This is a genomic window from Marinobacter sp. HL-58 (genome assembly GCF_001314605.1).
Classification (GTDB): domain Bacteria; phylum Pseudomonadota; class Gammaproteobacteria; order Pseudomonadales; family Oleiphilaceae; genus Marinobacter.
Genome location: NZ_LIHP01000010.1, coordinates 128,141 through 152,684, shown reverse-complemented (window position 1 = coordinate 152,684; position 24,544 = coordinate 128,141). Strand labels below are relative to the sequence as shown.

At 57.5% G+C, this 24,544-nt stretch carries 16 protein-coding genes; 11 read left to right on the top strand and 5 right to left on the bottom strand.

The window, feature by feature from the left end:
• Nucleotides 1-12 precede the first annotated feature (12 nt).
• The 7 genes from HLUCCO03_RS07905 (at nucleotide 13) to HLUCCO03_RS07875 (ending at nucleotide 12,013) form a co-directional block, all read left to right on the top strand.
• Complete coding sequence (locus tag HLUCCO03_RS07905) at nucleotides 13-2,064, top strand: TRAP transporter large permease subunit (protein WP_027832765.1); 2,052 nt, start codon at nucleotides 13-15, stop codon at nucleotides 2,062-2,064.
• 167 nt (nucleotides 2,065-2,231) lie between these two features.
• Nucleotides 2,232-4,880 carry a S8 family peptidase gene (locus HLUCCO03_RS07900; RefSeq protein ID WP_027832764.1) on the top strand — a complete coding sequence of 883 codons (2,649 nt, stop codon included), beginning with the start codon at nucleotides 2,232-2,234 and terminating at the stop codon, nucleotides 4,878-4,880.
• A 2-nt stretch (nucleotides 4,881-4,882) separates the two neighbouring features.
• Entirely contained in the window at nucleotides 4,883-5,368 is a 486-nt protein-coding gene (locus tag HLUCCO03_RS07895; RefSeq protein WP_051603904.1) for a protease complex subunit PrcB family protein, read from the top strand.
• Nucleotides 5,369-5,482: 114 nt separating this feature from the next.
• A complete protein-coding gene (parE, locus tag HLUCCO03_RS07890) occupies nucleotides 5,483-7,378 on the top strand; it encodes a DNA topoisomerase IV subunit B (RefSeq protein WP_027832763.1) in 1,896 nt (631 codons plus the stop codon).
• Nucleotides 7,379-7,482: 104 nt separating this feature from the next.
• On the top strand, nucleotides 7,483-9,543 hold the full coding sequence (locus HLUCCO03_RS07885) for a DUF2235 domain-containing protein (protein ID WP_027832762.1): 2,061 nt from the start codon (nucleotides 7,483-7,485) through the stop codon (nucleotides 9,541-9,543).
• Nucleotides 9,540-10,133 carry a DUF2931 family protein gene (locus tag HLUCCO03_RS07880; RefSeq protein ID WP_027832761.1) on the top strand — a complete coding sequence of 198 codons (594 nt, stop codon included), beginning with the start codon at nucleotides 9,540-9,542 and terminating at the stop codon, nucleotides 10,131-10,133. Before HLUCCO03_RS07885 ends, HLUCCO03_RS07880 begins: the two co-directional genes overlap by 4 nt.
• Nucleotides 10,134-10,237: 104 nt before the next feature.
• Nucleotides 10,238-12,013: an SLC13 family permease gene (locus HLUCCO03_RS07875; RefSeq protein WP_027832760.1), complete on the top strand. Its 1,776-nt coding sequence runs from the start codon at nucleotides 10,238-10,240 to the stop codon at nucleotides 12,011-12,013.
• Here the strand turns inward: HLUCCO03_RS07875 and HLUCCO03_RS07870 are convergent.
• Entirely contained in the window at nucleotides 12,000-13,295 is a 1,296-nt protein-coding gene (locus HLUCCO03_RS07870) for an EAL domain-containing protein (RefSeq protein WP_027832759.1), read from the bottom strand. The two genes, HLUCCO03_RS07875 and HLUCCO03_RS07870, sit on opposite strands and share 14 nt — an antisense overlap.
• A gap of 556 nt (nucleotides 13,296-13,851) precedes the next feature.
• On the opposite strand from HLUCCO03_RS07870, the gene HLUCCO03_RS07865 reads away from it, so the two are divergent.
• Together HLUCCO03_RS07865 and HLUCCO03_RS07860 are read left to right on the top strand one after the other, a co-directional pair.
• The gene (locus HLUCCO03_RS07865) at nucleotides 13,852-14,412 is read left to right on the top strand and encodes a cytochrome b (protein WP_027832758.1); all 561 of its coding nucleotides are present in this window, start codon (nucleotides 13,852-13,854) and stop codon (nucleotides 14,410-14,412) included.
• 54 nt (nucleotides 14,413-14,466) lie between these two features.
• Nucleotides 14,467-15,048 carry a YceI family protein gene (locus HLUCCO03_RS07860; protein WP_027832757.1) on the top strand — a complete coding sequence of 194 codons (582 nt, stop codon included), beginning with the start codon at nucleotides 14,467-14,469 and terminating at the stop codon, nucleotides 15,046-15,048.
• 92 nt (nucleotides 15,049-15,140) lie between these two features.
• Here the strand turns inward: HLUCCO03_RS07860 and HLUCCO03_RS07855 are convergent, their stop codons facing one another.
• Nucleotides 15,141-15,380 (bottom strand): hypothetical protein, encoded by a 240-nt coding sequence (locus HLUCCO03_RS07855; protein ID WP_027832756.1) that lies wholly within the window; start codon nucleotides 15,378-15,380, stop codon nucleotides 15,141-15,143.
• 223 nt (nucleotides 15,381-15,603) lie between these two features.
• On the opposite strand from HLUCCO03_RS07855, the gene parC reads away from it, so the two are divergent.
• Nucleotides 15,604-17,928: a DNA topoisomerase IV subunit A gene (gene parC, locus HLUCCO03_RS07850; protein WP_027832755.1), complete on the top strand. Its 2,325-nt coding sequence runs from the start codon at nucleotides 15,604-15,606 to the stop codon at nucleotides 17,926-17,928.
• Nucleotides 17,921-19,141 (top strand): phosphoserine phosphatase SerB, encoded by a 1,221-nt coding sequence (serB, locus tag HLUCCO03_RS07845; RefSeq protein ID WP_027832754.1) that lies wholly within the window; start codon nucleotides 17,921-17,923, stop codon nucleotides 19,139-19,141. Before parC ends, serB begins: the two co-directional genes overlap by 8 nt.
• Nucleotides 19,142-19,190: 49 nt before the next feature.
• Here serB and HLUCCO03_RS07840 read toward each other — a convergent pair whose 3' ends face one another.
• From HLUCCO03_RS07840 to epmB, 3 genes are all read right to left on the bottom strand, one after another.
• A complete protein-coding gene (locus HLUCCO03_RS07840) occupies nucleotides 19,191-21,278 on the bottom strand; it encodes an EAL domain-containing protein (RefSeq protein WP_027832753.1) in 2,088 nt (695 codons plus the stop codon).
• A gap of 152 nt (nucleotides 21,279-21,430) precedes the next feature.
• Entirely contained in the window at nucleotides 21,431-23,239 is a 1,809-nt protein-coding gene (locus tag HLUCCO03_RS07835) for a hypothetical protein (RefSeq protein ID WP_027832752.1), read from the bottom strand.
• A 226-nt stretch (nucleotides 23,240-23,465) separates the two neighbouring features.
• On the bottom strand, nucleotides 23,466-24,506 hold the full coding sequence (epmB, locus tag HLUCCO03_RS07830; protein WP_027832751.1) for an EF-P beta-lysylation protein EpmB: 1,041 nt from the start codon (nucleotides 24,504-24,506) through the stop codon (nucleotides 23,466-23,468).
• Between the last annotated feature and the right edge of the window lie 38 nt (nucleotides 24,507-24,544).

The following is a 24,544-nucleotide window of genomic DNA, read 5'->3' as shown; positions in this document are numbered from 1 at the left end:
GGCTGAATTTCCATGAACTGGCGAGCATTATCAGCCGCAGGCTCAAAAACGCTGTATCCCGTGCATCGGACGCACGGGGTGATACTCCTGCTGCTCCTTATTTTTACGCTTCTTCTGGGTATGGGGAACTCGCTTCACTCACGCATGCTGTGGGTGGGCGAGCAGACCTGGCCGAACTATTATCTGCTGGACCCGGACGCCACGGAGCCGGACTGTCCGCTGATCGTGGATATCGATGCCGAAGTGAAGAAGCGTATCGACGATTACGAGCCCGACCCGGACGAGCTTTTTGACTCGCCCCCGGACGAGGACTCGGTTCGCCAGTCGCTGGAGAAAAACCTGGCCCTGTGCCAGAAAAAACACTTCCGTTACCAGGAAAACCAGGAGCATGGCACCAAGGCACTGGCGCTCTTTAAAACGGTCGAGCAGGGATTCGCGCATTTTCTGCTGGATAACATCGCGCTGACCAAGTTCATGTTTATTGCCATGTTCGCCATGGCCGCGGCGATTTCAGCACTGGATGCCGACCATATTGCCCTGAGGCTGCCCCGCAACCGGGCCGAATGGCGCCTTAGCCAGGGCATGCAGTTCGTGGTTAACGGGCTGATGGTGTATTCGCTGTTTTCCTATGTGGACAGGTTGTCGTCTTCCCCCGGCTCGGAAGACACCGCCTCGCTCCAGTACGCCTGGGCAGCGGTTTTCGGGCTGTTTATGGTGATCAATACCGTGCGGTTCCTGGCGGTGCCGGAGCGCATGAAGCCCGGCGGGCTGGCAGCCTCTTCGGGCCTGGTTCTGCCTCTGTACTGCGCCATGGGCCTGATTGCCATGAGTTACTTCTTCTTTATTGACGGCTACTCCTCTGGCCTGGCCATTTACTTCGGCATGATGACCAACCTGTCGTCCATGTTCATCAATATCGGCCTTTATGTCCTGGTGGGCATGGCGCTGAAGCAGACCCGTATTCCGGAGCTGCTGCTGAACGTGATCAAGCCCTATCATCTGCCGGCGCCCATGCTGGCCTCGGTGATGATCTTCGCCACGGCCTTCCCCACGGCCTTCACCGGCGCCTCGGGGATTTTCATCCTGGCCGTGGGCGGCGTTATCTATGACGAGATGCGCAAGAGCGGGGCAGGCCGCCAACTGTCCCTGGCCACCACGGCCATGTCCGGCAGTCTGGGGGTGGTTCTCAACCCCTGTCTGCTGATCGTGGTGGTGGCCGCGCTGAACAAGGAAGTGACCACGTCCGAGCTATACGGCTGGGGCTTCTGGGTGTTCATCATGTCGGCAACCCTGTTTTCCGTCGTGGTCTGCAAAACCCAGGGTAACTGGAAACCCCGCCCGGCACCGGGCGCCTTCCGGAAATCCCTGGCGCAACTGCGGCCGCTGGCACCGTATGCGGTGGTGACCGCTGTCGTCATTCTGGCCATCTGGCTGGTACTGGGCCTCGGCTTCGACGAGTACAGCGCGCCGATGATTCTGCCCCTGGTGATGCTGGCCCTGGTGTATCTGGATGCCGGCAAGGACCCCGGTGAGCAGGGCCAATCCAGAGGGCGGGCCTTCTGGATGCGAACGACAGCGGCTGCCAGCGATTCGGCGGTGCATATCGGTGCCCTGTTGGCGCTGATCGGCTTCTCCATCTGCCTCGGCGGCATCCTGGAGCGCTCTGATGTGGTTCACGCCCTGTTCCCGGAAAACCTGACCAGCCCCTGGGTTGCCATGGTGGTGATCGTGGTGATGCTCACCGTTATTGGAATGGTCATGGACCCGTTCGGCGCTGTTATCCTGGTGTCCGCCACTATTGCACAGCCGGCGATTCAGTTGGGTATTGATCCGCTGCATTTCTGGATTGTGTGCCTGGTGGCCTTCGAGCTGGGCTACCTGAGCCCGCCGGTGGCACTGAACCACCTGCTGACACGACAGGTGGTGGGCGAAACCGAAGTGCTGGCCGCCGAGCGCACAGGCTCATTCTGGCATCGGTATGAACGGCTGTTGCTGCCACTGGTGGTGATGGGGCCGACGCTGCTGATCACCGCGTTTGTGCCTTTGCTGTTCTACGCGTTGTAACCTTGGGCTACAAAACAAAACCGCCTGCAGGAAACCGCAGGCGGTTTTTTTGCATCTGATGAAAAGTTTGGAACGTATGCGAATTTGTTAACATTGGTTGGATACCATACTGAGAATAAAAAGGAGTTGTTCTAGAGTATCCATAATTCCACCCTGGTGAATTCATTATGATCCGGATTGTACCTCCGACTGCTGGTTTGATCTCCTGTGTGCTGCTATTGGCTGGCTGCGGTGGTGGGGGGTCTGGTGGCAGTGCTGAAGATCCGCCTGACCTGGCTGGCGTTATTGACATAGAAAGCGGAACGCGGGTGGATGCTGACACCGCCGATGATATCCGTCTTGATGAAGCAATAGAGAATGATGAGCCCAGATCGGCTCAGGCCCTGCCTCCGGGGGCTACGGCAGGCGGTTATCTCAGCGTTGATGACGGTACCTATAGCACCGAAAGCACAGGATTGTTCAGCTTTTTTTCAGATCCTGTCGATCTTTACGTCACGCAGTTGTCGGGCGGCGACCGTATTGCTGTCCAGGCTTTCCGCTCACCAGATCAAGGGTCGCCACTGCCGGATCGAAGCCTGCGCATCCTGAAGCAGCAAGACGGAGATCTGGTTGAGATTGAAAGTGATAGTGCCTCCGGCAACCTTGATTCGTTGATAGTCACACTACCGGATACCTTTGAGTCCGGCTCCTACCTGATAGAGGTGGCGACCACTGGCGGCATTCCCTTCCGTTATGTGCTCACTTTGGCTGACCAGGCATCCGGCAGTGTCATGAACACCCAATATGCCACCCCGTCTTTCATGGTGGACGAGGCCGTCGTAAGTTTTGAGTCAGAGCAGGACGGTAATGCCATGGCTGCTGCGATGTCTGTGTCGGAGCGCCGGGATCTGGGCCGGGGAGCCTGGCTGATGCGCAGGGATGGAGCGCGAAATCCGGCCGTCATGGCGGCCAGCCAGGTACAGGATGCCCGTAAAGAAACCCTCGAGTGGGTCCGGGAACTTCGAAAGCAGCCAGGTGTGAGATCTGCAGAGCCCAACTACCTGTATTCGTCTCAGCAGGTATCGCCGGATAATGACCCACTTTACGACCAGCAGTGGAATCTACCACTGACGAGGGCTCCGATGGCATGGCAGGCTGCCCCGAAAGTGGGTGAGGATATCGGTATCGCGGTGATGGACACAGGGATGTTCAGTTCCACCCCGACTTCCGGTGGGAACTGGCACCCCGATCTGGACGCCAATGTCGAGCTGATTCCCAGAGAGATCATGGATTATGTCCTTGGTGACCTGGATATTGATAAGGAAGATGACGGCAAGCGGGACAACAATCCCGCCGACCCGGGTGACGGTAAGGACCGGAGCAGTAATTTCCATGGCACCCACGTAGCCGGTATTGCTGCCGCAGCGGATAACTCAATTGGTATTGTGGGTATGGCACCCGGCGCGACGATTTATCCTGTCCGGGTGCTGGGCCGCGACGGTGTGGGTTCCTCTGCAGACCTGATTGCTGCGCTGAACTGGGCCGCGGGCCGCAGCGAAATTGACGTAATCAATCTCAGTCTTGGTGGTCTTGGCCCGAGCGATTCTCTCAAAGAAGCTATTGATGCGGCCTGGGCTGGCGGCGAGGGAAAACTGATCGTTGCCGCAGCGGGCAACCAGGGCACCGATGAACCCACCTATCCGGCAGCTTTTGCCAACGTGATCGGCGTAGGTGCAGTAGACGGCGCCCGTGTACGGGCGTCCTACTCCAACGTGGGTGAATCGGTAGATGTTGTGGCGCCCGGTGGCGATGCCAGCCGGGACGCCAATCAGGATGAGGTTGCTGACTTGATCATCAGCACCTGGGGTCGTGATGACAGTGTCGACTTTGAGCCCGGGTATGCCCCTTTGCAGGGCACGTCCATGGCAGCACCCCATGTGGCAGGTGTTTATGCCCTGATGAAGGCCGAGGTGCCCGATTTAACACCCGGCGAGTTCCACAGCCTGCTCAGGAATGGCAACCTGACCGAAGCAGTGGGGCCTTCTTTCGAATACGGTGCCGGCCTGATCGACGCCCTTGCCGCCATGGATGCTGCGTTGGGTGGTAGCTTTCCCGTTACTCTGGGTGCCTCCCCATCGGCACTGCAATTTAACTCCGCGGTTCTGAGTGAGGAGGTTGATCTTTCTGTCTATCCGGAGGATGAAACTGTCAACATAACCGGTGTGACTACCGGAGCGGACTGGCTGAATATTGAAAATCTTGACGAAATATCTTCTGAAGCGCCACTGGCGCTTTCTGTCTCAGTGGATACTGCCGGGCTTGAAGATAATCAACGCTACACGACCGAAATGGTTGTCACATACAACACAAATGACTCCAGTGGCGAGTCTCTTGCAATCCCCGTTTCCCTGCGCCTGGGCACAGCGGCGGACGACCGGGATGCAGGCAGGCACTATGTACTGCTGGTCAGTACCGATGATGACAGGGATACCCTCGAACAGGTGGTGGTTTCCGCGAGCGACGGACATTACCGATTTGCCTTTGACGATGTGGAGCCGGGAGAGTATTTCCTGGTGGCCGGAACGGACACGGACAACAATGGCCTGATCTGTGAGAACGGTGAAGCCTGTGCCGAGTATCCGGTCAATGGCCTTCCTGAGAAGATCGTAATTGGCGACGAGCCGCTTGGCGGGGTAAGGTTAAGCACCAGTTTCCGCCGGCCCACTGTTTCTGCTCTGGGCCTGCCCCGGGTAGGGTTTGAGGGTTATCGCCTGAAATCAGGGAACGATGAGGGGCAGGGCGGTACACCGGTTCGCAGTGTGGAGAATGAACCTTGAGTATGCGGTTTATGCACATAACAGCCCTGGCCCTGGCCATCACCGTGGTGGCAGGCTGCGCCGTCAATCGCTCCGCAACGGCCGATGGCGCCCCTCTGGCGCGGCAGGTAACGGAATCCGACCATTGTGGCCTGACCGCGCCTGGCCTTGTCTACATCAACAATGCCGCGGAACTGGACAGGCTGGAGCAGTTGCCATCGGGAAACCTCTCGATGAACCAGCTCCGGGCCCTTGATCTGCAAAAGGAACACCTGCTGCTCGTTGGCCTGGGGCAGAAGCCCACCGGAGGATATGGCCTGACGCTGGAATCCGCTGAAATCGTCGACGATGTGCTGGAGCTGTCGCTGAAAGCCCGGGAGCCCGCAGAGGACGCCATGGTTTCCCAGGCGCTGACCACACCCTGCGCGGTGATCGCCATAAGCCCTGATGACTGGAAACAGCTCAGAGTATCCGGCGAGGGCCTGGACACCATCACACGAGAGCGATAGCGGCGCGGTGGCTGCGCCGATCCTCACCTGCACAAATCAACCGTTGATCTTTCCCCGCGAATCCCTAAGCTATGGGCCAGTTTAATAACAAACCCGTGGAGTCGCTTTCTTCCCATGAGCCAGAAACAGTACAACGCCGATGCCATTGAAGTTCTGAGTGGTCTGGACCCGGTGCGCAAACGCCCGGGCATGTACACCGACACCAGTCGGCCCAACCATCTGGCCCAGGAAGTCATCGATAACAGCGTCGACGAAGCGCTGGCAGGCCATGCCCGCCGAATTGATGTCATTCTTCACAGTGACGGCTCTCTCAGTGTCGAGGACGATGGCCGGGGTATGCCGGTGGATATCCACAAGGAACATGGTGTGCCGGGAGTGGAGCTGATCCTTACCCGCCTTCACGCCGGTGGCAAATTCTCCCAGGGCAATTACAATTTCTCCGGCGGCCTGCACGGGGTGGGGGTTTCTGTCGTCAACGCCCTGTCGACGCATCTGGAGGTGACCATCAAACGCGATGGCCAGCTGCACCAGATGACCTTTGCCAACGGCGACAAGCAAACCGAGTTGGCGGTGATCGACACCGTCGGCAAGCGAAACACCGGTACCCGCCTCAAATTCACGCCGGACCCCAGCTATTTTGACAGCCCGAAATTCTCGGTAAGCCGTTTGCGCCATAATCTGCGGGCCAAGGCCGTGCTGTGCCCGGGGCTGGTTGTCACCTTCCTGCAGGAACAGACCGGCGACAAGGACGAGTGGTGCTACGAAGGCGGGCTGCGTGATTACCTGCGCACGGAGCTGGCAGATATCGAAGCGGTGCCGCTGGAGCCGTTTACCGGCAGCTTCTCCGGTAACAAGGAAGCGGTGGACTGGGCAATTCAGTGGTTGCCGGAAGGTGGCGAAGCGGTGATGGAAAGCTACGTCAACCTGATCCCCACCGCACAGGGCGGCACCCATGTAAATGGTTTGCGAACGGGGCTGCTGGAGGCCATGCGGGAATTCTGCGACTTCCGCAACTTGCTGCCGCGTGGCGTGAAACTGTCCCCGGAAGATATCTGGGAGCGCTGTGCCTATGTGCTGTCATTCAAGATGCAGGAGCCACAGTTCTCGGGACAGACCAAGGAGCGTCTGTCGTCACGGGAAGCGGCTGCCTTTATATCCGGTGTGGTCAAGGATGCCTTCAGCCTTTGGCTGAACCAGCACACCGATATTGCCGAGGCCCTCGCCGAGTTGTTTATCAGCAATGCCCAGCGCCGCCTGAAAGCCAGCAAGAAAGTGGCCCGCAAGAGGGTCACTTCGGGCCCGGCATTGCCCGGCAAACTGGCGGACTGTTCCGGCAGCGACAGCAACCGCTCCGAACTCTTCCTGGTGGAGGGGGATTCCGCTGGAGGTTCCGCCAAGCAGGCCCGGGACCGGGAATTCCAGGCAGTGATGCCGTTGCGGGGCAAGATACTCAATACCTGGGAGGTGGACTCCGGCGAGATCCTCGCTTCCCAGGAAGTCCACGACATTGCGGTTGCCATCGGGGTGGACCCGGGCTCCGACAAGCTCGAAGGCCTGCGCTACAACAAGATCTGCATTCTCGCCGACGCCGACTCCGACGGCCTGCACATTGCCACCCTGCTGTGCGCACTCTTCGTCAAGCACTTCCGCCCGCTGGTGGCTGCCGGCCACGTTTTTGTTGCCATGCCGCCGCTGTACCGTGTGGACCTGGGCAAGGAAACCTTCTACGCGCTGGATGAGCACGAGAAGCAGGGCATCCTGGACCGCCTGGCGGCCGAAAACCGTCGCGGAAAAATCTCGGTCACCCGCTTCAAGGGCCTGGGCGAGATGAACCCGCTCCAGCTCCGTGAGACCACCATGGCTCCGGATACCCGTCGCCTGGTCATGCTTACCATCGAAGATGGCGACGACACCGACAGCCGCATGGACATGCTGCTGGGCAAGAAGCGGGCGTCTGATCGTCGTGTCTGGCTGGAGACCTACGGCAATATGGCCGACATAGAAGTGTGATGGAGTCCCCGGGTAACGGCCAGGGTGGCCTTTATCCGGCGGGCAGATCCGGGTAAAGTTTTTGTCCGCAGCAGATTTAACAACGTCAGCAAGGAGTGGTGACGATGAAACTTGTCTGGTCAAGGGATCTGACCGTATATGATCTTCCCCGTATAGAAAGTCCTTTTCTGGCCGCCGGCAAGGTCAGGCAATTGCTGTCCGGGCCGGTGACCGCATTGCGGCTTCCCCACGACAGTACCCACAGCCCCTATGGGCGCAACGATTATCCCGGCTCCCTCGAGAAACAGGTTCGTAACGGTGAGCTGCTACTGGTTCACGGCCCCTTGGATGGCATACCAGTGTCCCCGGTGGTTACCTGGCAGGAAGGCGAGCATCTGCCTGGCGGCGGGCAGTGGACGGTAAATACGTTAATTGTCGGTGCGTTTCTTGAAAATGACGTGGCAAAACTGAACGAATGGGCGGTTACGCCGGAACAGTTGCGTAACAGTCATCCCGCGGGCATAGGAGGATTTCCGAGCCGGACCTTCGGCACGGAAATGCAGATTCGGCGTAATGCTGAAAGGCGCCGGAGCCAGTCCTCAAATGAAAAGCCACTAAGCCTGCCCCTGGGGGCTTCTGCTTCGGTCATGCCGCTTTCTGGCACGTCCGGCGTGGCAACCGACAACAGCAAGTCGAAGGAATCGCCAGGTATACATCTGGAGGTTGGCATCTTTACGGATGGGACCTTGAATAATGCAGCGAATACCCGTGGCTTTATCGAGTACCTGGAAAAAGAATGTCTCATTCCCTTTGAAAACGACGAGTTTAGTCAGGAGGAGTGCGAGCGTCGAATAGGGCTGATGGCCGGGGCAAGTTATACAAATGAGCCCAGTAATGTGGCGAAACTCAGAGACCTCTACATCACAGATAATGTGGTGTCGGACGATATTGTCAAATATCGATATGCCATCTATGAACCGGGAGTCGGGTCTAAAACGGGGAATGATGACAATGTGTATGGGGCTGCGACCGGGCTGGGAGATACAGGTATTATCAGGCAAGTTGAAAAGGCCTTCTCGGAACTATCCCAACAGGTGCTAATGGATGCTCAGGGCAGGCCCGTTGAACAGATGACTATTGACCTTTTTGGCTTCAGTCGAGGTGCAGCTGCCGCGCGACATGCAGCCCACGAAATTATACTGGGGCGTTCCGGTGAGCTTGGAAAAGCTTTTGATAAGAAGGAGATTTCGTGGCCGGATAATGTGCGTATCCGGTTTGTTGGGCTGTTTGATTGTGTTGCTGGAATCGCCAACTGGCCTGCTGGTGACCTTTTTGCTCACAATGACAAAAATAGCCCGGTTAAGCTTTACCTTGAGAGCGATGAGATTGGCCAGGCGGTACATCTGACCGCGATCCATGAGCGCCGTAAGAACTTTGCCCTGAACAGCTTGCGCGACAAGGAAGGGGGGTTACCTGCCAACTTTCGGGAAATTGCACTCCCCGGGGCACACTCTGATATTGGTGGTGGATACAGCGAGACTCAGCGGGAGGAGGTGTTGGTCAGTCCCATGCTTCCTGTAAACCGGGCCCGGTTGTCCCGACCTGACCAGACCATGGAATGGGACAGGCTGGAGCTGCTTCGCAAGGATGTAGATGCGGAAGGTTGGATTGGAAAACACAGTTTACCGGTTCGGCAGTCCACTGAGTTGTACGCGCGCCCTTCGGAACTGGGGCCCGAAGGCAAACCGGTTCTTGAGATCTTTACGCATCGCCAAGAGCATCCGGTGCCCGACGGACAGGTCGACCTCGCTGTACGAATGGTAAGACAGATAAGAGGAGAGTACTCAAGGGTTCCACTGAGACTAATGCATCGGTTGGCAGTGGAAGCCGGCTTACCACTTAAGAACATTCCCGATCGGCCTGATTTCGAGTTGCCTCGGGAGCTGTCTGAAATTAATCGCCGATTGATAGATCAGGTCCTTGCTGGAGATGACTCACCCTCACTTGCCAGCGATGACCTGGAAATGCTTCTCCAGCGCTACATACATTACTCAGCACATTACAACAGTTTCGAAACCCTGTTGGCCGGCTTGCCGGCCAGAATCAGGCTATTCCGTTTTCTGCGGCCTCACACGCCTGTGTCCTCTGGCGAGCGTCTTGTATACCCGCAACAGGAGGATAAATGATCTTGAGAATGATTGGATTGTTCAGTCTGGCACTGCTGGTAAGTAGTTGTGCGTCAATGGAAAAAGAAGAAGATTATTGGCGAGTATCGGTAGCCGCGCCCAAGCACTACGAAGTGTGGGTTGTTGATATGTTTTTGGAAAAACCTGGGGAACGTAGTTGGCGTGAGCCGGTGGGTACAGTCGGCTGCTGCTGGGCTGGTTCCTACGGACCGTCAGGGAAAGGCGGAAGGGCAGATCCATTTCCGGAACTGATAGGCCTGCGCTGGTTCTCCTTCGCGGAGCAAAAATACTACGCCAAAATCATCCGCGTACCCGAGGATCTTCTGGATCGTATGCGTCAGCCTGCGCCATACAAAACCGAAGGCAACGTACGGGCTGGGCCGCGAAATACCATGACCATCGGCCTGGCACCCGGCGGCACAGTGGTGGTCTGGATTTTGAACCAGATTGGCAATGAAATTGAAGTGATGCGCATGCAGGCCACGGAGGCAGAAGGCGATCCCGATGACTTTGTCGCCGGAACAGAAAGCTACCTGGAGCAGCACGGTGATTACCTTGAAGAGCATGGTGTGCCCACTGAGGGTTGGTAGAAATTGCAGCTATATGCCTGACAGTGCTTTAAAAAGCATCCTTTATTCTTTCTAAGTCTTCATTAAAGTCGCTATCCTGCCCCTTTTATTCAAGGGATCACTCGATGGACTGGCAGGGCTGGATAGTATTAAGCCTCGCGGGCTTGGCATTGCTGTTGATGAGCGTTGGGCGTTTTGGTCCCCATCTCGTCATGCTTGGCGTGCTGATTGTGCTCAGCGCCAGTGGCATTATCAACTCCAACCAGGCCCTGGCGGGGTTCAGTAACAGCGGCCTGATCACGGTGGTGGCCATGTTTGTAGTGGCTGCCGGTATTCACCATTCCGGCGGCGTCGACCTGGTGGTTCATCACCTGTTGCGGTCGCCGCGCACGGTGCGTTCTGCCCAGGCACGCATAGCATTCCCGGTAGCCCTCCTCAGTGGCTTTCTGAATAACACCCCCGTTGTCGCCACCATGATCCCGGCGGTTCACGCCTGGTCGCGGAAGATTGGTATATCACCCTCCAAGCTGATGATCCCCCTCAGCTACTCCGCCATCCTCGGCGGCACCCTGACGTTGATCGGTACCAGCACCAACCTGGTGGTCAACGGCCAGTATCAGCAACTGACCGGAGATGAAGGGTTCTCGATATTCTCCATCACAGCGGTTGGCTTGCCGGTGGCGATTATCGGGCTGGGGGCCATGCTGCTGTTGCTGCCCCGGTTCCTGCCTGACCGCAAGGATCAGCAGAAGTTTGGCTCCATGCGGGAGTTCACCCTGGAGGTGGCTGTTGCCTTCGATGGCCCGCTGGTGGGCAAAAGTGTTGGCGAAGCCGGATTGCGTGAGTTGGAGCGGCTTTATCTGGTAGAGATCGAGCGGGATGGCAGTGTGGTAACCGCCGTGCCCTCAGAGGAGCGATTGCGGGGAGGGGACCGGTTGGTATTCGCCGGTGATACCCAGGCTATCTCGGACCTTCTGCGCATCAACGGCATTGTGCCTTCGGTTCATGATGACGAACCCAGCCTGAGTAAAGACCGTGCAGAGCGCCGTCTGGTCGAGGCGGCCCTGTCGCCCCAGTCGGAAGTACTTGGGCATACCATCCGTGACGCCCGTTTCCGGGATCGCTATGGTGCCGTGGTTCTGGCGGTGGCACGGGGCGGTGAGCGGGTCTCCGGCAATCTCGGCAATATCCGTCTGAAAACCGGGGATGTGCTGCTGCTGGAAGCGCGGCCAGCGTTTGTCAGCCGCCAGCGGTATGCCAAGGATTTCCTGCTGATCAATGACCTGGAGACCGAGACGCCCCGTCATGACCGGGCCTATCTGTCCTGGGGCATCCTGCTGGTGCTGGTGGTTGCGGCAGCCCTGGGTGTCCTGAGTATGCTCAATGCGGCACTGCTGGGTGCGGCACTGATGGTCCTCAGCGGCTGCTGCTCGGTCGGCCAGGCGCAAAAGGCGGTGGATGTGCCAGTGATGCTGACCATCGGGGCGTCGTTCGCCCTGGGGGCAGCACTCCAGGAAACCGGCGCAGCGGCCTATGTCGCTGAGGGAATACTGAGTGTCAGCAGTGGCCATCCGCTGCTCACCGTTTTGCTGGTGTACTTCGCGGTTTCAGTGCTGACGGAAGTGATCACCAATAATGCCGCCGCGGTGTTGGTATTACCCATCGTGCTGTCCATGACTACGTCTCTGGGAATCAGCTCGGAACCCTACGTGATTGCGGTGATGATGGCCGCTTCAGCCAGTTTTGCCACACCGTTGGGTTATCAGACCAACATGATGGTGTTCGGCCCCGGCGGTTACCGGTTCATGGATTTCGTAAAGGTAGGCTTGCCGATGAATCTGTTTATCGGGCTGGTGACGGTAGGCGTGATTTCCCTGGTATACGGGATCAACCTTTCCTGACAGCGGTCTCGGTGGGATTGGCGAGAATATCGCAGCAAAGCACCCTGAGCTGGCCATTGTGAAAATAGCCCAGGGACAGGGTGACACACATATAGGCACCGGTAATGCAGAGATAGGGTGCTGTTACCTGCAGATAACCCGGCTGGGCAATGGCCTGGCGCAGGTACTGCTGGCGGTACCAGTCGGCACTGGTGGTACTTTCCAGTGGTCGGAAACGGGGGTCAAGGCTGCTCGCCATGGCATCGGAAACCAGGGTGTCGTCGATCTGTACACCGGTTTCATCCACCAGGTAGCACCGTGACACCGCCGGATGGTTCAGCAGGGTACTGCAGGCCTCCCGCATCATCATGCCCTGGCTGAGCCGGTCCACCGCATTGCGGAAAAAACCTTCAAAAAAGGCTGTCAGCTGCTGGCTCGGGTCCTGTGTTACCCGGTTTTTGCTCTTGTAGTCTTTCAGCAGGCCATCCAGATCTGTCATCTCAGTGGGGATGTCTGCCAGCGAAGTGCTCGGCTTGCGGAAATAGAATCCCTGTACAAAATCCACACCGGCATCAATGGCAATCATGGCCTGGTCATGGGTCTCAACGCCCTCCAGGAGCACCAGGCAGCCTGACTGGTGCAGCAGTGACACAATGCCATTGAGAATCTGTCGGGCCTTGCGGTCATCGGTAGCGCGGGTCAGCAACTTGCGGTCGAGTTTCACAATATCCGGTGACAGGTTCCAGATACGTTCAAAATTGGAGTGGCCGGCACCAAAATCATCGATGGCGGTCAGGCAACCCAGGTCCTGATAGTAAGCGACGGTTTCCCGCAGTCTTTCGGCGTCATCGGTCGGCTGCTCAACAATTTCCATCACAATACGGTGAGGGGGCAGGCCGGTTTTCTTCAGCAGCTCGCCAAAAAACGAGTCTGCCCGGCTTCCTGCCGATACCACCCGGGGCGAGACGTTCAGGAACAGCCAGTTGAGTTGGTCTTTGAAGCCCGAATAGTTGCGAATGTGCAGGTAGCGGCAGAGGCGGTCCAGCAGGAGGTTTTCCGCTTCCGTTGTTGGCAGTTCAAACAGGTGCAGGGGGAGCACAGCCGCGTTATCGTTATCAAAGGCGCGGATCAGTGCCTCGTAGCCCACGATGCGTTTATGGGAAATGCTGAATATGGGTTGCAGTGCAGTGCGCAGTGTCAGGCCATGGAAATCTGCTGTCCACGAATCCCCGTCCCTCGTTAGCATAGGCGACAGCAAATCCAATTCCGGTGCGGTCATCTCTTCTGGGAGGGTTCGCGACATAGGCCTTCGGATTCCGGATAAACGAAAACATCGGAAATGCCACGGTGGCCATCCGATCTGTCAATTCCTGCCACAGCCTGCTGATTTTGGTGAAAAATTCAGCCAGGACGCATAGGATTATCACTGCAGACAGAAGAGTGCCAAAACCTGCCGATTATTGCCACTATTTCATGTAAAAACAGGCAACTTCGGGTAACAGCGCACAGGAATGCGTTGGAAAGGAAGGTATGGACGGCTCGTGGGGAGCCGCCAGAAATTAGTTGTTGCTGGGCACGGCAACGGATTCGTCGAATTCAATTTCCATGTTTTTTCCTCTCGTTCAATGAGTGACCCTAACCGGGTATTCAAGATATACGTAAATTCTATTCGGGCCATGATTTTCTACAATCCGTATAACCCGTATCAGACCAAAGGTATAAGGGAAAGTACCTGCTGGGCACTGGCAGGTTGCTTGGTCAGAATTTCTGACCTATGTATGCAAAACATTTTGATTGGTTTTCACGGCCTGCGTTTCTACACTGCTCAGAGATCAGGGCAGGCCACAACGGAGATTTCCATGCAGGTACGCAACACAGCCAATCGGTTCGGCGTGGTCAGCATCAGTCTTCACTGGCTTGTCGCTATTGCGGTATTTGGACTGTTTGGTCTCGGATTCTGGATGGTCGACCTGAGTTATTACGATGACTGGTACCGCACCGGGCCAGACATTCATCGCAGCATTGGCATCCTGCTGTTCGCAGCCATGGGGCTCAGGCTGGCCTGGCGTTTAGCTAACCCCGTACCAGGGCCGCTGCCGAACCATACCCGGTTTGAAGTATTGGCAGCCCATGCCGCACACCTTGTGTTGTACCTTCTGGTCTTCGTCGCAATGATCAGTGGCTACCTCATTTCCTCCGCGGACGGGTCATCCGTCAGTGTGTTTGACTGGTTTCAGGTGCCATCGATGACCGGCCAGGTGAAGGGGCTGGAAGACACCGCAGGTGTTGTGCACTACTGGTCAACCTGGGCATTGGTGGTTCTCGCGGGCTTACATTCCCTGGCGGCTGTCAAGCACCACTTTATTGACCGGGATGATACGCTGCGGCGTATGTTAGGTACGGACCGACGTAAGCAGTAACCTGAACATCGTTTTGCAATCGCGCCTTCGGGCTGTTTCAACAAGGAGATTATTATGAAAAAACTGCTGCTGGCTTCAGCTGTTACATTCGCGGCCGTTGGCCCACTTCACGCTTCCGAGCACAGTGGAACCTACGATTTTGACACCGAGGGCGACCACCAGTTCATTAACTTCAAGATTTCCCACCTGGGCTACAGCTGGCTCTATGGCCGGTTCAATGAATTCGACGGCCAGTTTGTCTACGATGCCGAGAATCCGGAGAACAGCTCCGTTGAAGTAACGGTCGACACGTCCAGCGTTGACTCAAATCACGGTGAGCGCGACAAGCACCTGCGTGAGGAAGACTTCCTCTATGTCAGCGAATACCCCGAGGCCACCTTCAAGAGCACCAAAGTGGTAGTGGATGAAGAAGGTGAGGCGGAAATCGTTGGCGACCTGACCCTCCGTGGCGTCACCAAAGAGGTCACCCTGGATGCGGAAATGCTGGGCCATGGCGATGACCCCTGGGGAGGCTACCGCATGGGTTTTGAGGCTGAAACCGAGTTGAAACTGTCGGATTTCGGCATTCCCATGGACCTGGGCAAAGCCTCTGAAACCGTTGAGCTGATTATCTCGGTGGAAGGGATTCGTCAGTAAGCCGGATTATTCCGGCCTTCCGGTTCGCCGGGAGGCCGGGGTTTTCGTAGTGCAGCGTAGTAGGGTGATTGTCTATTGATCGATTTGCGCTGTCAGAGTGCGTCGCTGGAATGTCCTGAAGGGTTGTTGTTACGACAAAGATGGCGTTGGCGCCAGAACTGGCCAAAGAAAATCACCATGCCGATCAGAAGTCCCGCCCAGATATAGGGCTCTGCAAGCTGGAATGTTCCGCTTATGGCGAACTCCACCAGCAACATCAAAGCCAGAGCAAGAACAGCATTCACCACAGCCGTCATCAATGCCTGCCCGCAGGCTTTCAGGTTGGGTCTCATAGTTCTCCACTCTCGGATGTCGTGAAACGGGTCGTTGCCTTACTGAAGGAGAGCATACGGTGCGGGTTACACTCTCTCCATGCGGGAATTCCGCTATTGGAAATCCGACACGGTATTGGTGTATCTGCCCCCGCCTCCATATAATGTGCCCTCCGGCTGCTGGCCGGGTAATCACAAGAACTGTCTTCAGGCAACATTCATATCACGCAACAAAGGGGCATCCATGCCAGAGTTTCAGACCACGGATGAAGGCTTTGAGCGGGTTTCATTGAGGGACTACACCGAAAAGGCCTACCTCGATTACTCCATGTACGTCATTCTCGACAGGGCTTTGCCCAACGTGGGTGATGGCCTGAAGCCGGTGCAGCGCCGGATCATCTACGCCATGTCCGAGCTCGGGCTCAAGTCCACGTCCAAGTACAAGAAGTCGGCCCGCACGGTAGGTGACGTTCTGGGTAAGTTCCACCCCCATGGTGACAGCGCGTGTTATGAGGCCATGGTTCTGATGGCCCAGCCTTTCTCGTACCGGTATCCGCTGGTGGACGGCCAGGGAAACTGGGGTGCGCCAGACGATCCCAAGTCTTTTGCCGCGATGCGTTACACGGAATCCCGCCTGGCCAGGTTTGCCGATGTCCTTCTCAGTGAACTGGGGCAGGGCACGGTGGACTGGGTGCCGAACTTTGATGGCACCATGGATGAGCCATCGGTGTTGCCGGCACGGCTGCCCCACGTTCTGCTGAACGGCACCACCGGTATTGCAGTGGGTATGGCAACCGATATCCCGCCCCACAATGTCCGGGAGATTACAGCGGCCTGTGTACGGCTTCTTGACCAGCCCGAGGCCACCACCGACGACCTGTGCGAACATGTCAAAGGCCCGGATTTCCCCACCTGTGCGGAGATCATTACACCCCGCAAGGACATCCGGCAGATGTACGAAACCGGCAAGGGTTCGCTGAGAATGCGTGCCCGCTGGATCAATGACGGTGGCGAGATCGTGGTGACGGATTTGCCTCACCAGGTATCAGGTAACCGGGTGCTGGAGCAGATAGCCCAGCAGATGCAGGCGAAAAAGCTGCCCATGGTGGCAGACCTGCGGGATGAGTCGGATCATGAGAACCCGACCCGTCTGGTGATTGTTCCCCGTTCCAACCGGGTGGACCTCGATGGGCTGATGGCTCATCTGTTTGCCAGCACCGATCTGGAGAAAACCTACCGGGTCAATATCAACGTTATCGGAAACGATGGCCGCCCGGGGGTCAAGGGCTTGCGGGAAATGCTGACCGAGTGGCTCAGCTTCCGCCGTACCACGGTGACCCGGCGCCTGCAGCATCGGCTGGACAAGGTGCTGGCCCGCCTTCATATCCTTGAAGGCCTGTTGGTGGCCTACCTGAACATTGATGAAGTCATCGCCATCATCCGCTATGAAGACAAGCCCAAGGTGGAATTGATGTCTCGTTTCGGGCTGTCGGAAGAGCAGGCCGAAGCCATCCTCGAGTTGAAGCTGCGTCACCTGGCCAAGCTGGAGGAAATGAAAATCCGGGGCGAGCAGGATGAGCTGTCGGCGGAACGGGATGAGCTTCAGGCTATCCTGGGTTCAGAGGACCGGCTGCGGGAACTGATCAAGGACGAGTTGCTGGCGGATGCGGAAACCTTTGGCGATGATCGCCGCTCGCCCATCGTGGAGCGCCGGGAAGCCAGGGCCTTCAGCGAGACCGAACTGGTATCGAACGACCCGGTGACCGTGGTGCTGTCCGAGAAAGGCTGGGTGAGGGCCGCCAAGGGTCACGATATAGAACCGGAAGGGCTCAGCTACAAGGCCGGTGACAAGTTTGCCATGGCCGCGAAGGGTCGTAATAACCAGCAGGCGGTGTTCCTGGATTCCACCGGGCGCGCCTATTCCCTGGTTGCCCACTCGCTCCCATCAGCACGGGGGCAGGGTGAACCGCTGAGCGGTCGTATCAACCCGCCTTCCGGGGCCACTTTCTCCGGGCTTCTGATGGGAGACCCGGCCCGCAAGGTATTGCTGGTTACCGACGGAGGCTACGGTTTCGTTACTTCCCTCAATGACATGATCAGCAAGAACCGGAACGGCAAAGCGGTAGTGTCGGTGCCCAAAGGGGCCAGAATCATGGCCCCGGTGGTGGTGCCGGATTCCGACAAGCCGCTTTACCTGGGGGCTATTTCCAATGAGGGCCGGATGCTGGTGTTCCCCCTGAGTGAGTTGCCGGAGCTGGCCAAGGGCAAGGGTAACAAGATCATCAGTATTCCCTCGGCCAGGGTACAGAGCCGGGAAGAGTACGTGGTTGCCATTGCGGTGTTCGCCGAGGACGACCAGTTGGAGATACGAGCCGGCAAGCGCAAGATGGGATTGCAGTTCAGCGACCTGGAACATTACCTGGGCGAGCGCGGCCGTCGTGGCCATAAACTGCCCCGGGGGCTTCAGCGTGTGGATGCCATTGATGTGATTCAGTCGGCCAGCAACGCGGCCGAAGCGGCAAACGCCGAGGGCGCGGCCAGTGCAGAGGAGCAGCCTGACAGTGAGTGAGCTGGTTCTGATCAACGTATCCGGGCGCGACAAGCCCGGCCTGACGTCGGAAATTACCGGCATCATGGGGCAGTACGATGTGCGGATTCTGGATATTGGCCAGGCGGTGATACGCGACCACCTGACCTGGGGAATCCTGATCGAGATTCCCGATGAGTCCAAATCCTCACCGGTTATCCGCGACCTGTTGTTCCGGCTGCATGCCCTGGACCTGCAGGTGCGCTTTGCCCCTATTACCATCGAGGAGTATCAGCAGTGGGCGGAGGGGCGCAACCGGGCCTGCTACATCGTTACCCTGCTGTCGCGGGATATCAAGGCCGAGCAGATTGCGCGGGTCTCGGCCATCACGGCCCGCCACGGTCTCAATATAGACAACATCAGCCGGCTTTCCGCCCGGCCGTCTCTCAACCCCGCGGAGAACCGCATTGCCTGTGTGGAATTTTCCGTGCGGGGAACGCCCTCCGACCTGGAGCAGTTGCGGTCTGATTTCCTGCACATCGCCGGTGAGATGAACGTGGACATTGCCTTCCAGGAGGACTCGATTTTCCGCCGCAACCGCCGGCTGGTGGTATTCGACATGGATTCCACACTGATCGACGCGGAGGTGATTGACGAGCTGGCACTGGAAGCCGGCGTGGGTGAGCAGGTGGCAGGGATCACCGAACGTGCCATGCAGGGAGAGCTGGATTTCAGCCAGAGCTTTGCCGAGCGTCTGGCATTGCTGAAGGGACTGGACGAATCAGTACTGGAAGGCATCGCCGCTCGTCTTCGGCTCACCGAGGGTGCGGAGCACCTGATCCTAAGCCTGAAGTCCCTGGGTTACCGCACGGCGATCCTGTCCGGCGGTTTCACTTATTTTGCCCGTCATCTCCAGCAGAAACTGGGTATTGATTACGTTTATGCCAACGAGCTGGAGATTGAAAACGGCAAGGTAACCGGCCGCGTTGCTGGCCAGATTGTTGATGGCAAGCGCAAGGCTGAATTGCTTCTGGAGATTGCCGAACGTGAACACATTTCACGTGAGCAGGTGATCGCAGTGGGTGATGGTGCCAATGACCTGCCCATGCTGAGCCAGGCCGGGCTGGGCGTTGCCTTCCGGGCAAAGCCCGTGGTCAAGGAGTCAGCCCGGCATTCCATCTCGACCCTGGGGCTGGATGCCATACTCTATCTGATCGGGTTCAGGGAAAGTGACAGCCTTCAGATAGGGGAGTAGTTGTCTGCATGGGCCGGCCAGTAGGTCGGCCCATGAACCTGCGTATTTCCTATTGGTCGCCGAAATCGTAGTTCATTTCCGGTACCGGTGCCTGCAGGTAGTAGCCCTGGATGTAGTTCACGCCGGCCTGCCACAGGGTAGCCAGTACGCCGGCATTCTCTACCAGCGGTACGATGGTCAGCTTGCCGGCGCTTTGCAGGCTCTTGATCATTTCCTTGACCTCCTCTTTGGCTTCGTCCTTTTTCTGAACCTCTTCGGTAAACGAACCATCAATTTTCACGTAATCCACATCAATGTGTTTGAGTGTATTGAACGGATTCAGTGCGCACCCGAACTGGCAGATGGAGACCTTGGCGTGTAACTCATGAACCGCCTTGGCAAAATCCTTGGCCTGTTTCATGTAGTTGTTGGCGTCGCCTTCGCGAATCTGGAAAATCAGCGAATCTCCCGGCAGGCGAGCCGCCTTCAGCGCCACGCTCAGCCAGGGGGTGAATGTCTTGTCTTCCAGGGTCTCTGCTGTCACGTTCAGGAACAGCCGGGTGTCATGGCCCCTTGAACGGTGGCTGGACAGCTGCTTGATGGTCTGCAGGATAACCCAGCGGTCGATCTTGATGGCCATTTCCGAGGGCCCGACCGGGGGCAGGAAGTCGTAGGGGGATACTTCCTCGTTATCCTTGTTCAGCATCCGGACGAAGGCCTCGTAGTGTTCTTCCCCCTCGCCCCGGAGGTTGATAATGGGCTGGAACAGCAGCTTGAAACGGTTATCGTCCAGCGCTTTCTGTATGGCGTCGGCCGAGTTGCTTTCATCCAGGGATTCATAATCGGCCGGGTTGTAGACCAGTACGCCGTTGCCCTGTTCATGGCCCTCTTTCTTCTTGAGCTCCGAAGACGCGGTATGGGCCCGTCCCATAAGGTCAGGGGCCTTGGGGGCGTTTTCCGTGATGGCTGCCACACCAATACTCAGTGTCAGCTGAACGGTGCGACCGTTGATGTCAAAGAGGTGATCCTCCACCTTCTTGCACAGGGTCTCACACAGCTCAGCCATGGTTTTTTCTTCGCAGGGCTGGCACAGCAGGCAGAAAGCGTCGTCACTCAGACGGGCAAGGATCATGTTCTCAGGCGTCTGCTCCTTGAGCAGGGTTGCCAGGTCACCCAGCATGAGATCAGCGCCGGTTATGCCCACCTGGCCCTTCAGACTCATGAAATTATCAAGCGCGATGTAGGCCAGTGCGCCGGTCTGGTTGTCCTTGCCGGCTGTCGCTATCGCCTGACCCAGGGCATCCATCAGGTACTGACGGTTGTACAGGCCGGTCAGCAGATCCTGGCTGCTGATCTGGCGGATCTTTTCTTCAAGTTCAGCGTCACTGTGTTCCGGCTGGATCACGATCTGGGTGCAGGTCTCGCCATCATAGGTGGCTGCAGACACAGACATGGTGACATTGAGTTCCTGGTCATCGCTGCGGCGGGCCACGCAGTTCATGGTCACGCCGTCTTCACCGCTTTCGGCGAAGGACTTCATGAACTCCTTGTATTTTTCCTGGCTTTCCGGCGTCAGGGTATCCAGTACCGGTATGCAGATCAGGTCGTCAATGTCGTCGTAGCCAAGGAACTCCATGTAGGACTGGTTGGCGTAGATGTGCATGCCATCGTTGATGTAGGCAATGGCGTCCTTGGAACTTTCCAGCAGCAACTGGCAACGCTGCTCTGCCTCCCTCAGGTGGGATTCGAGGGTTCTGCGTCTCCGGCGGTCCTCCAGGGCACTCAGTTCCCGGTTAACCACGAGCACAAGCTGATCCGTATTCTCGAATGGCACCGTATCCTGGGCACCGGCTTTCATTATGGCAACGGTGCGCTCACGGCTGAATTCCGTGGTCAGCAGAATGAACGGAATATCCTTGTCCATCCGGCGAATCATTGCCAGCGCGCCATCCGGTCCGAATTCCTGGTCAGCTTCGTCCCGTGCCAGTAACAGATCCCAGTTGCCCGCCTTCAGAGTCTCCTCAAGGTCTTCCTCGGAGGTAATACGGTGGGCCCTCGTGGCCTTGCCCGAGTTCCGGAGCAGGCTGACGAGGGTTTCAGCGTCATTTTGTGAGGGGTCGAGGATCAGCAGGTGTACGGTTGCGTTCTTTTTCTGCATTCGTCAGGTGTCTCGTGATGCGCGTTGTCTGTGCCGGCCGGTTTAATGAGTGTAGAGCCGGTCTTCCACTAACGCTGAATGATGCAGGGGTTACTGTTCAATAACAACCCTTGGCGCCGGTCGTGGCGCTTGGGATTGTCTGAAATCAAACCTTAAAGTGACGGCCACAGGGAATCGAACTCATCCTCGCTGGTGCCCGTTGCAGGCGCCGAGTGGCTCACGGTTGTCGTTCCGCCGTTCTGGAGCTTGAGTTCGAACTGGCTGATGCTTCCGGTCGCCGAGATCTTGCGGGAGAGGGTGCCCTGATCCTCCCGGCCGTCATGGAGCAGGGATATCCGGCTCCCGGACTGAAACGGCAGCCGTGGTGTAATCAGCGTTGCAGCCTGGTTAACCACACTGATTTCCGGTAACAGCAGACCACGCAGGTATTCGCTGCTGTTACCCACTTTCTGGATCAGCCTTACGCCGCAAGGCGCAGCACTGGGGGCCAGTAATTCAATGCCCACCTGGGTACCCTGATTGCGAACCTGACGTATCCAGCGCACGACGGCAATGCTCCAGGGATGATTGGACTGCTCACGAACACCAAGGACTTCCCCGGCCTGGAGCGAAGCCGGCACGTTGGTTTCCCAGCCGACACAGTAGCCGCCCGGGCTGGTATTGATAAGCAGGGCATGATGAGACTGGGGTCGCCTGCGGTCGTATTCGCTGTCGGGGGTGGCGCCAATGCTGTTGCGGAAGTTGATGGGCGTGTCCGCAGACTGAATCGGGTCATCATTGGGGCCTGCATCGTGGGCACCGGCCCAGGCATCCTCTCTGCGACGGGACGATCGGAGAAACTGGTTGTCCTGTTCGTGCCGGCCATTGTCATTGCCACTGACGAACTCGTTGAATGTCTTGTTACCGGCTACGTAATAGTGGGTAGCTGTCAGCCCCACGCATATTTCCAGGGTTCCCTGGCTGGCGATGCGGTTGAAATTGCGCTTCGCCAGAATGCCCAGCGCCTGGCTCAGATGAGTCAGCAGGGTATCACTGACCCGGGAGGGAAGCTCCAGCTGGCTGCCATTCTGGCCATCTTTCTGGTTCCGGGTATGCAGTGATTCGGTAATCTGTTCCGACAATTCGCGGGTATCGAAGTTGTAACTGTCGTTGCCGGGCTTCTGCTCCAGCAGGCTGCGGTAGATGGGCGCGGTGTCCCGTTCCATATTGACCACGAACAGGCTGTCGTCGTCCGTATCCGGGCCGCAGGAAACGAGGTGGGTCCAGTTTTCAAACAACTCATAGACCTGAGCCAGTTCTGCCTGGCGCAACTGGTTTGGCCGGGCGCAGCCAAGCAGAAGAATGCGTTTGTAGCTGTCCTCAACCGTACTGTTGCGACGGTGGTTCAGGGTTTCATCATCGACAGATATTCCGTTAAGTTTGTTGCGATGGGCAAACCGGAACAGTCGGTGACACTCCAGCCAGCTCTGCGCCGGGCTGGGACAATACAACTGGTGTGACCGCACAATCGTGGCCGCCAGTTCCGAGATTGCCCGGTGAATGGCCGTAGCCACGGCTTTGCGGTTCTTGTCGAGCCCGCCATTATCGAGGAACTCCAGTACACAGAGCTTGTAACCACTGGCGGCGTGCAGCTGGAGGGCCTGGGACAGGTTGGCAATCTTGCGTTGCTTTTCGGGCAGTGCCACGGCCATGCCCAGGTAATGCCTGGAAAGCTCGGAGCAGACAAAGTGTATTTTCGGGCGAATCAGTTCCAGCAATTGCAGGCGTTGCTGGGGTGAGATAAACAGCTGGTTGAGTTCAATAATGGCGTGATAGAGCTGTCGCGAGGCCTCGCCAATATTGGCCATGGGTAACTGGTTGACCCAGTCCCTGAAGGCTTTAGGTGAAGTCTGGCAAAAAGAGAGACTCGCCGTTTTCTGTTCAGGAACACGGAGATCGGGTTTCAGGATCATGCCTTCCATGAGTTCACGCCAATTGTCTGGACCACGGTTGGTACTCCGGGTTGCACCACGAACCACAGGCCGGAACTGCAAGCACCTGCGTGTATTAGATGGAAAACGCTGCAATTACAGCTTTTTATTGTTATCACTCTTTGCACTCTAAAATAGCAAACGCACAACAAAAAGCGAGAAAAGCACGAGTTGACAATGTTTAACAAGTAATTTGGGGCCAAATTTGCCAAATGTGTCACGCAAACAGGTCCAGGGGGGTCTTTCCTGGCTTGTCGGGCACCTCCCGGACGAGCTTCGGCACAAGGAAGCCCGGAAGGGTGCCGATAAGCTGCCGGACCAGCTCCCTTGCCCTGTCATCACTGACATCGAAATGATGAGCGCCCTCTACCGGATCAAATGCGTGGAGGTAATAAGGCAGCACACCACAGTCAAACAGTCGCTCACTCAGGTCGGCCAGTACGTCCGCTGTGTCATTGACGCCTCTGAGTAGCACGCTCTGGTTCAGCAGGGTGACACCCGCCGCCTTCAGGCGCCCGAGGGCGTGCCGGGTGTGGTTGTCCAGTTCCGCCGGGTGGTTCACATGGAGGACCATGACCATCTGCAGCCGGCTTGAGGAAAGCCACTCGAGAAGCGAGCCACAAACCCTCTGGGGGATTACCACCGGCAGCCGGGTATGAATCCTCAGGCGGCGTATGTGCGGGATGTCCGCCAGGGATTCGGCCCAGGACGACAGCAGCCGGTCACTGGCCACCAGCGGATCACCGCCGCTGAAAATCACCTCGTTGATGCGGGTGTCGTCAGTCAGGGACGACAATACGTCCGCCCGGTCCCGGGGCGACAGCCGGTTCTCGTCATAGGGAAAATGCCGGCGAAAACAGTAGCGGCAGTTTATGGCACATTGCCCGGTGACCATCAGCAGGGCGCGGCTCTGGTATTTTCGGATCAACCCTGCAATCGGTATGGCGCCGCTTTCCTGCAGCGGGTCGCGAACAAAACCGGGCCGCTTGTCGGCCTCAGCGGAGAGCGGCAGAATCTGGCGTAACAAGGGATCTGCCGGGTCACCCGGGACGATTCGCTGCAGGTAGGGTTCCGGCACCCGCAACTGAAACAGGCGGTCACCTTCCCGGGCACCGGAAAGCCATGTGGCCGGGTCAAGCTGCAGCCGCTCGAGCAGAACTTCCGGGCTTGTAACCGAGGCTGACAGCAGCTGTTGCCAACTGCGCGTGTCGTGATCGATTGGGCGGGCTTCTATACGGGTGGCGGTTCGCTGTATCATAGCGACCTTCGAATTTTTATACGCATCTTTTCAGGTGA